Source organism: Sulfolobus sp. B1, from assembly GCF_007050195.1.
In the GTDB taxonomy this organism is placed as follows: Archaea; Thermoproteota; Thermoprotei_A; order Sulfolobales; family Sulfolobaceae; genus Saccharolobus.
Window position 1 is genome coordinate 1 of record NZ_QIMI01000042.1, and the last position, 13,039, is coordinate 13,039.

The following is a 13,039-nucleotide window of genomic DNA, read 5'->3' on the forward strand; positions in this document are numbered from 1 at the left end:
ATTCACACCGTGTCCCGTTAAAACATCTTTGAATATTGAAGCCTTCTTCTCTAAATCTTTGAAAGTATATCTTTTAGTTTCCCCTTCTTCACTTACCCAAAGTAAGCCATAGCCTTCTTTTTTACTGACTGCTAGTTCAGCCGGATTCACGTTTCCAATGTAATTTATTTCTTTTCTTATCTTGTCCCAACTAAAGCTCTTATATATTTCATCGTAATTATCTAAATTTGGCTTCAACACAATTTTCTTATCTCTAATTACTTCTACCATCAAGAATATGATATACTTTAGTCTTAAATAATTTTTATTAACTTGCTGAAGTGTAACGAAGTTTAATGAGGATTAAGAATTTGGAAAGTCAAATAAGGCTAATAGTCACGCGTAAGTGGAATATTAGAGGAGACTTAATCGATGATGAGACCTCTAAGGTGAGGAAGTCAGTAGTAAGGGAGAATTTAGGATTACTACTCTACTCCTTAATTTTATCTCATCTTTGATTACCAGAATATCAACGACATTATAGTTTATAAATCTCGTGAAGATAAATTATTATGTGAGGAACTTCACAAATTTCCCTTTAAAATTTGTTAGAGTTATTGTAATTCATGAGAATTGTTGGAGCAGATACTATTCAAATGAGGACTTAGTGAGGATAATAAACATAACTCCCTATCCTGAAAAAAACATTCTAAGAGTGTTTGCAACAGTGTCGGAAAAGGGATATAAAGAGATAAGTAAGTTAAAATTTGAAGAGAGAATAAAGGACATCTTCAACGTTTATAGATATGGAGATAAAATATTCATAGACTTAGCTAGGGATTATGATAACTCAGTATTTTCAGTGATTTCACACAATAACGGCATTTTATTGAATACTATGAAGTATAATGGGATGGAGATTTGGAATTTGCTATTATACGAGTATAAGATAAACAAGGTTTTAAGGGAATTAGATGAGGTTGCAGATATTAGAAATGTGACTATAAAGGACGACTTGCCCCAAAACTCTTTAAAAGATGATGAATTAAAGATACTTTCATTAGCGTATGAAATGGGTTACTTTGATTATCCCAGAAAGGTCAAGTCTAAGGAGTTAGCTGAAATGTTAGGGATTAGAGAATCAACATTAATCTATCATTTAAGAAAAATCGAGAAGAAAATGGTAGAGAGCCTACTGAGGAGACATGAAACGGTGTAAAAGATTTTTCGAAATAACGTTAATCCATAAAAATAATGATTAAAAAGTCTTATAGCATTGAAAGATTTGTAAGAGCATTACGTTAAAAAATAAGAATTTTATACTCTATTTGATTAGTTCTTACATTTAAAATTACGGTTGGGCTAAACCTATTCGGTATTCTATTATATTCGAGGAAGAGTAGGTTTAGAAAATGTATTGTCTAACCTTTTTTATATTTATAATCATAAAATGTAACACATACTTATATATAAAAAGGATTAGTGAAAAAAGGGTATTGTTATGAAAAAAGACGATAAATTAACTAGTAAGCATATTAAATGGATATTGGCAACAATGTTAGCTTGGACCTTCGACCTATACGACTTGTTTAGCATACTCTTCGTCACACCTTTCATAGCTGAGCTCTTCTTTCCCTCAAAGATATTACTCCTCTCCATAGCTGCAACTTACGCAAGTTTTTTAACATCCTTTATCATGAGACCCGTTGGTGCTACGTATTTCGGAACGAAAATTTCCGATAAGTCCGGGCGGAAGAGGGCGATTTTTTACGGCATTTTAGGTTTAGTAATCACTGCAACGCTACAAGGGGCATTACCAACATACGTGATAGCTGGAATAATCGCACCTATACTATTAATCATCTTAAGGTTAGCTGAAGGATTTTTCGTGGGAGGAGTTACTAGTGGTAGTCATACTATAGGTCCAGAATCCGTACCAGAGAGACATAGAGGCTGGGTAGGGGGTCTTGGATTCTCTGCTGCAGGTATTGCTTATTTAATAGCTGCAGGATGGTTTTACTTAACGGCGATACTTTATCCAGGTTCTGAATACTTAGTATGGGGTTGGAGAGTGATGTTCTTAGGAGGACTATTACCGCTGATAGTTCTCTTATTCGTTAACTATTTGACGCCAGAGTCCGAGATGTGGAATAAGATAAAGTCTAAAGGAGAATTAGTTAAATCTCCCGTTAGAGAGTTATTTACTAAAAAATATAGAAGAGCCTTAGGTATAGCGTTAGTAATAACAGTCGGATGGGCTTTGATGTATTACATTCCTCAAGGATTATTTCCAACCTTTTTAGCTGAAGTTAATAAGTTGCCTAAAACTGAAGCTGCAATAACGCTAATAATTGCATCTATAGGAGTAATAATCGGTCCAACGCTAGGAGGCGAAATATCCCAGCACATTGGAAGGAAATTAATGAGTTTGATTGGAGGTATTATAGTCATAGCAGTGGTCTCACCTCTGTTCCTATACTTAGGTTCTCTTCATGTACTAAACTCAATAATTTTAACAGCCTTCTTAATAAGCTTATTAAGCGACTTCGGAGGAGGGATAGTGATGACTTATTTGAATGAGATCTATCCTACAAGTGTTAGAGGTACTGGAGTAGCGTTCACATGGAACACTGGATTTGCAATAGCTGGAGCTTCTCCAACGATTATTAGCCTGATACTTGCCTCAGTAGGTGGATTCCCCAAATTCCCCATTGTAATGTTTTATTCAATCATCTTTGCGGGATTAATAATATTGATAGGATCAGTATTGACTCAAGAGACGAGAGGAAATATAATTAAGGAAGTAGAGAAACTTGGTTAGTGGTATGGAATGAAGGCAATGTTATTAAACGAGTTTGGGAAACCTTTACGATTAAATGATATTGAAACGCCGAGGATAAGAGGAAGTCAAGTATTAGTTAAAGTCGAATATACTGGAGTTTGCCACACTGATCTTTCGGTAAAAAGTGGAGTAATTTACAATAGAATTAGTATGGAAAAACCCAAACTTCCGTTAATATTAGGTCATGAAATATCTGGAGTTGTTGAGGAGATTGGGGATGAAGTAAGTGGATTTAGTAAAGGTGATAAAGTTTTGATTAATCCTTGGATAGGTGATGGTTCATGTTATTACTGCAAAATCGGAGAAGATCAATACTGTGATAATCCCAAGTGGTTAGGGATTAGTATGAACGGAGGATATGCGGAATATGTAGTAGTTCCAGATTACAAGTATTTATATAAGTTAAGGAATTTATCAACTTTAGACTCCTCACCCTTAGCCTGTTCGGGAGTAACAGCTTATAGAGCCTTAAGATTGGGAGAGCTAAATCCAGCGAAGAGTGTAATGATAATTGGAGCTGGAGGGGGATTGGGTAGTATAGCCATTCAAATAGCTAAGGCAGTTTATGGTAGTTTAGTTATAGGGGTTGACGTAAGTGATGATGGATTAAGATTAGCCTCTAAATTAGGGGCAGATTACGTAATGAGCAAGGTAAATAAAGAAGAATTGATGAAAATAACGGATAATAGGGGTGTTGATGTGATTGTAGACTTTGTAGGATCTGAGACGACTATTAATAATTACTACACCTTCCTATCCAAGTTGGGAAAATACATCAAAGTGGGAACTTTTGGAGGAGGTTTACCTCATGATGCGGGTTTAAAGCTTCACTCCATGGGATGGCAATTTATCGGCACCTTAACTGGTAACAGGAAGGACTTTCTAGAAGTGTTAAAATTAGCTGAGAATGGTAAAATAAAGCCGGCTATAACTAGAACCTTAAGCCTAGAAGAAGCCAATGAAGCTTTAGAAAACTTGGAAAAAGGTAAAGTTAGTGGAAGGCAAGTTCTTAAAATTACTTAATTGCAACGGGATTTATGGGTGAACCGGTACCTCCTATGACTTTCAGTGGTGATGCTACGAAGAAGAACTCGTATTGCCCATCCCTTGAGCAATCTTCAGCTAATTCCTCTAACCATAACATCTCCATTATAGGCATGCCCAAATAGTTTAAGAAGAAAATATGTAAGGGGAGCATTATTCCCAATGTGCTAGAATAAGTCTGCTCAGAGGCTATCGTATCAGAGCCATAAGCAATTATCTCATTTTCGTAGAACCAATTAACTAACTCCGGCTCATAAGTTATTCCAGGCTCATTAAAATCCTTATAAAACTCTTCAGCTCCCTTCTCGTAAAAAGTCTTCAAAAAACCGGTCCTAACGAGTATGATGTCACGCTTCTTTAACCTTACCCCTTCCGACTTAGCTGTCTCTAATAAATCTTGAAACGATATCATTTCTCCCTTATCTAAACTACTCTTTCCCTTATATCTAGCTACGTCCAACAAGACACCTCTGCCTACAATACCTTTCTCAGCTAACTTACTCACGTCATCCTTAACTAATCCTCCTATAGTGAGTTTAGAATCATAACCGTTATAGAGCGTGTTATCCTTCCAATAGTGACCCAAAGCATCCACTTGGGTACTAGCTTGAAGGTGCATAATGATGATATCGTCAGCTGACTTTCCTCCACCCGGTCTAGGCTTAGATTTACCTACCATATAAGAACTTTCGTCCCTAACCATTAAGTGAATAGTGGGTTTTCTTCCAATCCATAAAGGATCGCCTTCCCTCCTATTTATCCATAAACCTAAAGTGAATACTTTTCCCTTCCTTATTACCTTTAAAGAATCTAAAAGATACTCACTGGTTATGTAATTCAAAGTACCAATCTCATCATCTCTTCCCCATCTACCCCAATTCTTAGGGGCTTTTTTAACCTCTTCCTCAAAATTATACCTCATGAGGAACAATTAATGATAAAAAATTTAAAAAATTTACGGGAGACAGTAATTATAACTGTCGTTCTCGTTATGGTAGTTAATGTAGCCAAGAACGACTTTAATATGTTCACGTATGTTTATTAAAGCTTACAAAAGAATATAAAAATAATGTATATACGAAAGTTCATCGAAGAAGTAAGAAATTTAGGTCTATTAAAAGAAGTTAAAGGAGCTGACTGGAACTTAGAGATAGGAGCTATAACTGACTTAAATGCCAAGAAACATAAGTTTACTTTACTCTTCGACGAAATAAAGGACTACCCTAAAGGTTTTAGAGTACTAACTGGGGCATTATTAGATTATAAGAGAGTAAACCTAGCTCTCAATATAAATGCCCTTAACGATATTGATTTAGTGAAAAAGTTAAGGGATAGATTAAACATAGCATCTAAGGAATACAGAAGCTATGAACCAGAGGAAGTTAATGATGCAGTATTCCTTGAGAACGTTGATAGTGATGATAAGGTAAATCTTTTTAAGTTTCCAGCCCCCAAATGGCATGAATTCGATGGAGGGAGATATATAGGTACAGCTGATGCTGTAATAACTAAAGACCCAGAATCTGATTGGGTAAATGTAGGAGCTTACAGAGTCATGTTAGTTGATAGGAATAAGTTATCAATATTCATTGATTCTTCTCATCACGGTAGGATACATGTGGAGAAATATCTTAAAGCCGGTAAAAAATGTCCAATAGCGATTTCATTCTCCCCACCATTAGACTTGTTCATTTTCGCAGGAATGGAAGTCCCAGCAGGTATATCTGAGTACAATTACGCAGGGGCTATAGTAGGTAAAAGATTTAAGGTATTTAGAGGAGAGGAGACTGGACTACCTATTCCAGCTGAGAGTGACATTGTGATTGAGGGATATATAAGTGGGGAGTTAACAGATGAGGGACCTTTTGGGGAGTTTATGGGATATTACGCTGGAGGAAGGATGAAAAATCCTGTAATAGAGGTTAAAAGGGTTTATTATAGAAGTAATCCCATACTTTTAGGTACTGCTCCAAGTATTCCTCCCTACGACTACTCTTATTTTAGGTGTCCTCTGAGGTCAGCAATGATATGGGATATGTTAGAGAGAATTGGGGTAAGGGATATTAAGGGTGTATGGGCTCACGAAATAGGGTTTTTAAGGGCTTTAATAGTAGTTTCAATTAAGCAATCCTTTGCTGGTCAACAAACCATGGTAGGACATATATTAGCAACAAGTCCTCTAACAGCCTATGGTGGTAGATATGTAATAGTTGTAGATGAAGATATAGATCCGTCAGATATAAATCAAGTATTATGGGCGATTTGTACTAGAACAGATCCTATTAATTCAATAGAAATTGTTAAGAACGTTCCTAGTACTCCTTTAGACCCCATGGCTGAAAGGAAGCAGAACGTAAAGGAATACGTCTCATCCAGAGCTATTATATATGCTACCAAACCCTTTAACAAAGACTTTCCCAGAGAGGTAAGACCTAGTGAGGATATTGTGGAAAGGGTAATCGTTAAATGGAGGGAAATCTTGGAGTAACTGGACTATGCGTGATCAAAAATTTCACTTTAAGGCAATTAAGATTAATCTGTTTAGATACTACCTAATTAGATACTACCTAATCGGAAAAATTATTCTTTCTGACCTCCTCCTAGTCCTAAAGGGCGAGGCTTGTCGTTCTCTTTGTTAATAAACTTCCCTAAATGAATTATGCTCATATTAAAATAACAAAAATGTTGTCCACAGATATATTCCCGTCTTGAAAGTATAAATGTGTAATCATTTAAATAATCTAGTTCACCATAAGCTGAATATTATTAATATTTTTACAAAGTGATGAAAGCCTCTATGGCGGGGAGGAAGCCGGGCTTATATAACAGCATTCACATATGCTCGATTTAAGAAAAGATACTTTTAATCCCTCACAAAATGTACTCAAAGGTCATTCTTTAGAAAAAATATATTAGTTAGAAAAGTAAAGATATATAATTATGGCATATACGACCAAATTTGTAACCCCTTATTCCATATTAACCTTGTTAGTACCGATAGCTGGGTTATTGGTAGCATTAGCGTTAAGAAGTTTACTAATACTAGATTACGTTCATGTGCTAACTGGAGGAACTTGGACGGGCATAGATTTATTCATGGGCTTGGTAATGAGTAGAGTTTTGAGATCGTTAGACCCTAAGGGTAGGGCTGAGATAATAAAGAGGTTAGTTCCAATAATGCTCTTCTTCATGCCATCCCTAGCGTCAGTGGCAACTACTGCCGGATATTTCTTAGCCTCATGGCTAGGAATATTCAACTTAAAAAGCATCTATATCCTATTATCTGGCGTAGTCGTTCTAATATTAATTATACAAGGTTTTGGAATCATATTACCTAATGAGGTTAGAATAGTGTTGGAATTAAGAAATGAAGACCCAGATTTAAATAAGGTAGTCAAGTTGGGAATGAGGAACATTTATGTCTCTGGTAGTCAAGTTATATTTCAAATAATTATAATCTTCATAATGGCAAACCTAGTGATCTAGTTTACTTAACTCCATTAAAGTCATTGCTAATATTTTTATCGAATCGTAAAAGTCATTAATTTCAACATATTCATCAGTAGCATGGGCTAGCTCTATTCTCCCTGGACCGTAATTAATTGAGAGTATTCCCTCTTTTACAGTAAACCTCATGTCAAAAGTACCGGGAGATAATACAAGCCTAGGCTCTACACCTCTAATCTCCTTAACTTTTCTCCTCATTATTTCATATATTTTGTCATTAACATCTGACGTTATAGTATCTATTGCATAAAACTCATCATACTCATACCTTGCCTTAAACTCTTTACTTACTCCTTCTAGTATGTCTAAGATCTTACCTCTTACCTCATCTAGGTTTTCCTCTGGTACTAACCTTCTTACTATGGAAAACTCACAATAGTCAGCTACTGTATTAACCCAATTCCCGCATTTCACAGTTCCCACTAGAATAGATGGCTTCTTAGAGACCTCTGGAATTATCTCGTACTTAGACGTTATGTCTGGAAGAGAGTTGTACAATTCTTGGATCATCTTAGTTGATGCTCTCACAGCGTCAATACCTAATTGTGGCAATCCTCCATGACTTTTCTTACCGTAAACCCTTACAATAGCCCATATCGCACCCCTATGACCATAACATACATTATCTGCACCAGTTGGTTCAGTGAAAATCACGTAATTTATTTTTCCTTTCTTTAAAATTCCTTTCTCAACTAAGTAATAAGTACCAGCGTTAATATTACCTACAGTCTCCTCATCTGGAACTAACGTTTGAACTATTTGAAGGTTTGAAGGGAATACTTTATTCCTTCTCAACAACTCAACCGCATATATCTGGGATACTATTCCAGACTTCATATCTGCAGATCCTCTTCCATATAATTTGCCATCTTTAATAATTCCTTCATAGGGATTAACGCTCCAACCATCTCCAGCCGGAACAACATCGTAATGCCCGTTAAAGGCTATCCTAATATTTCCATTACCTAAATAGCCAACTAAGTTATGTCTTCCTCCCTTCCCAAACTTAACTAATCTCTTTAAATCATCATCACTCAAGGAAAAGACTTCAGTATTATAGCCTAACTCGTCTAACTTCTCCTTCATCTTTTTAACTATAATGTCGTAGTTAAGCCCGGGCGGATTTTCAGTAGGTATTCTTATTAGTTCTTTTAAGAAGTTTAAGGACTCTTGTTTTAACTCCTCATCTAGTTCAGTCAACCATTACACCTCCGGCTCATATCTCCCATCTATCGCAGTCCATCCACCATCTACGAAAATGACGGTACCAGTAATGTATGATGAGGCAGGCATTACTAAAAAGATTGCGACGCTAGCTATTTCCTCTGGAGTAGCCCACCTCTTAAAGATCGTCTTCTCAGCATAAGCCTTATACCAATCTGGCTTACTCTTTATCTGCTTAGTAAAAGGAGTGTCAACAACTCCGGGGGCAATTAAATTAACCCTTATATTATATTTACCATATTCAGCTGCTGCTACTTTAGCTAATTGTACTATACCAGCTTTTGAAGCAGAATACGCGGATTGTCCCGGTTCAACTACTATACTTCTTATTGAAGAGAATAATACAACACTTCCACCATCTTTCATAAACTTCAGAAATTCCTTTAACACTATAAAGGGACCCTTAAGATTTACATTAATAACCCTATCAAACTCCTCATAAGTGTAGTTTTCAATAGATTTTCTAACATTTATAGCAGGTGTAATAAATAGAGCGTCTATTTTCTTGAAATTCGAAAGGATAAAAGGCAATAACTTGTCTCTAACATCTTCTACCTTAGTAATGTCAGCTTTGATTCCTTTAATTTCATATCCTTTTGAGGAGAGCTCATTTATTAACTTATTTAGTTCTTCCTCGTTTACATCGCTTGCTATTACTTTCCCTCCTAAACTTACAAACATCTCGGAAATACTCCTCCCTATTCCACTAGCAGCTCCAATTACTACAGCGTTCATTCCCTTAACTGAAAACAAATCCTTATAATCCATGTACTTCACCTACTTAAATATGGATAACACAGACTTTTTACTGGATTCGTAAGTTAAAAATATTAGATCATCTACGTTAACGTCAACTTCGTTAGTAGATATCGTGAAAACGGTGTCCCCATCCAAGGAGAGGTTATAAGGTCTTATGATTGCTGAAAAACCGTTTTCAGCACTACTAGCTATTCTACAAGCATCGGAGTTAGAAAGCTTAGCATTGGTTAATACTACTCCTAAAGTCGTCCCTGGAGTACTTAACCTCATTTCATCACTTTCGTTTCCAGCTATCAAATTACCTTCTTCATCATAGACGTTACCTATGCTGTTAACCACTGAGATAACGCCCACTTTTACTTTACCTTTCTCCAACTCATAATATCCTTGTCCAGAAGGCTTAGCATCTCTAATCCCATTGAGTTTACCAACAGTAGCACCTCTTCCAGCCCAATATCTTCCAATCATTATTTGTTGAGATAAATTTTTCAAAGCTTTAAGTCCCCACTCCTCTGTGGGTAGTATATGATTATCGTAGAAGTCGTAAATAGCTGCAGCTGCTACAATAGGTACTCTCATATCCCCTATCTTAAAACCCTTACCCATCTCGTATAAACCCAATAATACGCCATTAACCGCCCTAAAACCAAACACACTCCTTCCCGTAAGCACTATAGCGTCAACTGATTGATCCCTTCTGTGTAATGGTCTTAACAGATCAGTCCCCAAGGTTGCTGGAGATCCACCCCTTTGAGATAAGCCGACAGTGTTGTTCCTATTATCCATTACTACTACTGTTAAGCCAGACTTCGCATTATCATCAGTATACCCTCCCACTAATACTCCATCAATACTTATCCTCTTATTCATATATCACATCCTCCTTTTTCCCAGTATATGTTTCTCTAGACAATAAAATACCAATGATCATCACTATTTCCGCAATTAAAAGGTTTAAAAACCATGCCTTTTAGGGCGGGGTAAAAGTTTTTAAGACATTTTTCTTTCATAAAACTCCCTTCTGGTTAACCTAATAAAGAGTAGGAGCCGGATCATTACTCCCGCAATACTGGAGTTATATAAACTTAATTCTCTCACTGAAACTACTGACCACGGTAAAGTGGGGTAATCCAATTGCTCTAGCTAAGGGATTTAACATAACTGTGCTAAAGTATCTAAAGGGAGGGCTATTCGAGGAAAGATAAATTTAAACCTTTACAGTTTATATTTAAGTTAGTAAACAGAAGATTTATATTCCAACTATTGAGAGTCATTATTTATGGAGAAACTTGACGTTTACTTACTGATGGTTTCAAGAATTCTTAGAAGTTTGGTAGCAGGCTTCCTAGCAGTAGTAATAGGCTTATATTTCTTGAAGATAGGATTGACTGACGTTGAAATAGGCGTACTATTTGGTATAGGCGCATTCGCAACCCCGCTCCTTTCCCTCATTTTCTCAATATACGCTGATAGGTACAGTAAAAAGATGTTCCTCCTCATGACGTTAGCCTTCTTGCCAATTAGCATAATAATACTCTTGACTACTAGAAACTTCGCATTATTAGCATTATCGTCAGCCTTAGGAGGATTTGGAATAGCTGGAGGTTTAGTAGGTGGAGGTGTGGGTGCGATTGTTGCCCCAATACAGACCGCTATTTTAGCTGAGAAAAGTAAAAAAGATGAACTGACTAAAGTTTATTCAATCTTCACTACATTATCAACATATAGTGGAGCATTTGGTGCCCTTTTTGCTAACATTAGTGATTATACTGAGCTATTTATGATAGGTTTAGTATTGTCTTTAGCCTCATTCTTAGTAGCCATACCAATAAGAGAGGAGAAATCGAAAAAATTGAACGAGGAAACGATAGTAGATAACAAGAAGAAAGAGGACTTAGCTACCATTAAGAAGAAGGACTTAGATATAATTAAAAAGTTCACTTATACTGGAATGTTTAATGGTATATCACAAGGTCTAATAATACCCTTCATACCAATCATTTTTGAGCAGTTTTACGGATTAACACAGGCTCAGATAGGTGACATAGTATTTATAGGAGGCATTGTCTCAGCCTCAATAATATGGTTAACCCCAATAATGAATGAAAAACTTGGTTTCGTCAGATTTATTATCTATACTAGGCTAGTGTCGACTATCTTGACCTTAGCCTTTCCTTTCTTGAGGCTTCCCTTACTAGCGAGTATTGATTACATCGTATTTACTTCTTTTAGAGTGTTCGCATTACCAGCACAACAAGCCTTAATGATGACCTTAGTTAGTGGTAGGAGAAGGGCTACTGCGAGTGGTACCAATCAAACTGCAAGACTATTACCTTCAGCCTTATCTACGCTTTTGTCAGGATTTCTACTAAGCGTTTCGGTCATATTTCCTTTCGCTTTAGCTTTCGTAACGAACATGACTAACCTATACTTATACTATAGATTCTTCTGGAACGTTCCGGAGGCTAGGGAAAGGAAAAAGATCAGTGCTAGGATAGGTTCGGAAGGGTAGAAGTTGACGGATTAACTAATGCTTAGTATTTAAATGATTAATGAACAGACTTAATGCCTCTCTTAGGAAGTTTTGATCCTTACTACCTAGCCCTATTCTAACATACCCTGGCATTTCAAAGCACTCACCGGGGTTAATCAATACGCTATATTTGTTAAATAAGCTTTCACTGAACTCATAGGTGTTATCTACACCTATTGACTTTACGAAAGCAAGTACAGTAGCGTTAGGTTTTACCCATTTTATTTTTTCATTAAGCATTTCCTCAAATAACTTGAAATTAGTTAAAGCTATGTTCCTAGCCCTCATCATCAGTTCCTCTCTCCTCATTAAGGCGTTATAAGCTATTTCTTGACTGTAAACTGAGGGTGATATTGTCGTGTAATCTCTTACACTCCACATTTTATCTATTATCTCCTTATCATTTGCAACAACCCAGCCTATCCTTATGCCGGGTAAACCGTAAACTTTAGACATACTGTTAGTGCTAATAGCCTTTTCGTATAAATCAACAAAACTAGGAGAAACGTTACCATCAATCTCTGAACCTCTGTAAACTTCATCTGAAATTATATAAGCGTGATTGTCCTCAGCTATCTCAACAATTCCCTTAATTTCGTCTTTAGATAATGCCATTCCAGTAGGGTTATTTGGATTAGTTATTACAATTGCTTTAGTATTCTTACTTACCATTTCATTTAACTCGTTCAAGTCTAAGTGAAAACCTTTCTCTTCCTTAAGCCAAATGTTCTTAACTTTTGCGTTAATACCCTTTAATAAGCCCGGTATTTGCATGTAATTTGGCATTTCTACAATTACCTCATCATTAGGCTTTATTAACGATAGGATAGTGATGTAGTTCGCCTCAGCACCTCCATTTGTTATTATAACCTTCTCTGCGTCTTTTACCTCATATAAGCTTGAAATTAATTCCCTTAACTTTATCAATCCTTTAGTATGCCCATACTCGAACTTCACTTCAGGGGGAAGCTCTACTTCTCTAGAGGAAAGTGGTTCAACACCACTTTCTGATAAAACGTATTTAGCCCTCCAATCCCTTAATGATTGCCATCTCTCTAGGCAAAACTCAGGGTACATATAGTAGAGATTGACAACCAGTATTTATTTCCTTTCATCTCGTGAAATTGTTGTCCACACACCATTTCACGAGA

12 protein-coding genes and 1 pseudogene are annotated in these 13,039 nt (G+C 36.4%); 7 read left to right on the forward strand and 6 right to left on the reverse strand.

The genetic code is table 11. The annotated features are described in order from the left end of the window. Nucleotides 1–270: pseudogene (locus tag DMP16_RS04470) on the reverse strand (AMP-dependent synthetase); the annotation flags it as partial. A gap of 65 nt (nucleotides 271–335) precedes the next feature. Between DMP16_RS04470 and DMP16_RS10915 the strand changes: the two are divergent. The 4 genes from DMP16_RS10915 to DMP16_RS04485 all read left to right on the forward strand — a co-directional run bounded on the left by DMP16_RS10915 (nucleotide 336) and on the right by DMP16_RS04485 (nucleotide 3,844). Continuing rightward, nucleotides 336–497: a hypothetical protein gene (locus DMP16_RS10915; protein ID WP_156770092.1), complete on the forward strand. Its 162-nt coding sequence runs from the start codon at nucleotides 336–338 to the stop codon at nucleotides 495–497. A 56-nt stretch (nucleotides 498–553) separates the two neighbouring features. Next, entirely contained in the window at nucleotides 554–1,198 is a 645-nt protein-coding gene (locus tag DMP16_RS04475) for a helix-turn-helix domain-containing protein (protein ID WP_069284796.1), read from the forward strand. A 282-nt stretch (nucleotides 1,199–1,480) separates the two neighbouring features. Further along, the gene (locus DMP16_RS04480) at nucleotides 1,481–2,800 is read left to right on the forward strand and encodes an MFS transporter (RefSeq protein WP_069284284.1); all 1,320 of its coding nucleotides are present in this window, start codon (nucleotides 1,481–1,483) and stop codon (nucleotides 2,798–2,800) included. 9 nt (nucleotides 2,801–2,809) lie between these two features. Continuing rightward, a complete protein-coding gene (locus DMP16_RS04485; RefSeq protein ID WP_069284283.1) occupies nucleotides 2,810–3,844 on the forward strand; it encodes an NAD(P)-dependent alcohol dehydrogenase in 1,035 nt (344 codons plus the stop codon). Here DMP16_RS04485 and DMP16_RS04490 read toward each other — a convergent pair. After that, a complete protein-coding gene (locus DMP16_RS04490) occupies nucleotides 3,837–4,787 on the reverse strand; it encodes a cyclase family protein (protein ID WP_069284282.1) in 951 nt (316 codons plus the stop codon). The two genes, DMP16_RS04485 and DMP16_RS04490, sit on opposite strands and share 8 nt — an antisense overlap. Nucleotides 4,788–4,934: 147 nt before the next feature. Here DMP16_RS04490 and DMP16_RS04495 point away from each other — a divergent pair, with 147 nt between their 5' ends. Further along, nucleotides 4,935–6,353: a UbiD family decarboxylase gene (locus DMP16_RS04495; RefSeq protein WP_143576924.1), complete on the forward strand. Its 1,419-nt coding sequence runs from the start codon at nucleotides 4,935–4,937 to the stop codon at nucleotides 6,351–6,353. 452 nt (nucleotides 6,354–6,805) lie between these two features. Next, nucleotides 6,806–7,351: a hypothetical protein gene (locus tag DMP16_RS04500; RefSeq protein WP_143576925.1), complete on the forward strand. Its 546-nt coding sequence runs from the start codon at nucleotides 6,806–6,808 to the stop codon at nucleotides 7,349–7,351. Here DMP16_RS04500 and DMP16_RS10920 read toward each other — a convergent pair. Genes DMP16_RS10920 through DMP16_RS04510 form a run of 3 tightly spaced genes read right to left on the reverse strand, consistent with a single transcriptional unit; the run spans nucleotide 7,340 to nucleotide 10,225 of the window. Beyond that, nucleotides 7,340–8,572 carry a M20 family metallopeptidase gene (locus tag DMP16_RS10920; protein ID WP_069284279.1) on the reverse strand — a complete coding sequence of 411 codons (1,233 nt, stop codon included), beginning with the start codon at nucleotides 8,570–8,572 and terminating at the stop codon, nucleotides 7,340–7,342. The genes DMP16_RS04500 and DMP16_RS10920 overlap by 12 nt on opposite strands. 3 nt (nucleotides 8,573–8,575) lie before the next feature. Then, a complete protein-coding gene (locus tag DMP16_RS10925; protein ID WP_069284795.1) occupies nucleotides 8,576–9,364 on the reverse strand; it encodes an SDR family oxidoreductase in 789 nt (262 codons plus the stop codon). 9 nt (nucleotides 9,365–9,373) lie between these two features. After that, nucleotides 9,374–10,225, reverse strand: a complete 852-nt coding sequence (locus tag DMP16_RS04510; protein ID WP_069284278.1) for a P1 family peptidase — start codon at nucleotides 10,223–10,225, stop codon at nucleotides 9,374–9,376. Nucleotides 10,226–10,634: 409 nt separating this feature from the next. On the opposite strand from DMP16_RS04510, the gene DMP16_RS04515 reads away from it, so the two are divergent. After that, on the forward strand, nucleotides 10,635–11,867 hold the full coding sequence (locus DMP16_RS04515; protein ID WP_069284277.1) for an MFS transporter: 1,233 nt from the start codon (nucleotides 10,635–10,637) through the stop codon (nucleotides 11,865–11,867). A 15-nt stretch (nucleotides 11,868–11,882) separates the two neighbouring features. Here DMP16_RS04515 and DMP16_RS04520 read toward each other — a convergent pair whose 3' ends face one another. Further along, nucleotides 11,883–12,965, reverse strand: coding sequence for an aminotransferase class I/II-fold pyridoxal phosphate-dependent enzyme (locus tag DMP16_RS04520; protein WP_069284276.1), 1,083 nt, complete (start codon nucleotides 12,963–12,965; stop codon nucleotides 11,883–11,885). Nucleotides 12,966–13,039: the final 74 nt, after the last annotated feature.

Coding starts and splice junctions, on each gene's coding strand:
- DMP16_RS04510 (WP_069284278.1), bottom strand. CDS start 10,225: ATGAATAAGAGGATAAGTATTGATGGAGTATTAGTGGGAGGGTATACT.
- DMP16_RS04490 (WP_069284282.1), bottom strand. CDS start 4,787: ATGAGGTATAATTTTGAGGAAGAGGTTAAAAAAGCCCCTAAGAATTGG.
- DMP16_RS04495 (WP_143576924.1), top strand. CDS start 4,935: ATGTATATACGAAAGTTCATCGAAGAAGTAAGAAATTTAGGTCTATTA.
- DMP16_RS04515 (WP_069284277.1), top strand. CDS start 10,635: ATGGAGAAACTTGACGTTTACTTACTGATGGTTTCAAGAATTCTTAGA.
- DMP16_RS04500 (WP_143576925.1), top strand. CDS start 6,806: ATGGCATATACGACCAAATTTGTAACCCCTTATTCCATATTAACCTTG.
- DMP16_RS10915 (WP_156770092.1), top strand. CDS start 336: ATGAGGATTAAGAATTTGGAAAGTCAAATAAGGCTAATAGTCACGCGT.
- DMP16_RS04480 (WP_069284284.1), top strand. CDS start 1,481: ATGAAAAAAGACGATAAATTAACTAGTAAGCATATTAAATGGATATTG.
- DMP16_RS04520 (WP_069284276.1), bottom strand. CDS start 12,965: ATGTACCCTGAGTTTTGCCTAGAGAGATGGCAATCATTAAGGGATTGG.
- DMP16_RS10925 (WP_069284795.1), bottom strand. CDS start 9,364: ATGGATTATAAGGATTTGTTTTCAGTTAAGGGAATGAACGCTGTAGTA.
- DMP16_RS04485 (WP_069284283.1), top strand. CDS start 2,810: ATGAAGGCAATGTTATTAAACGAGTTTGGGAAACCTTTACGATTAAAT.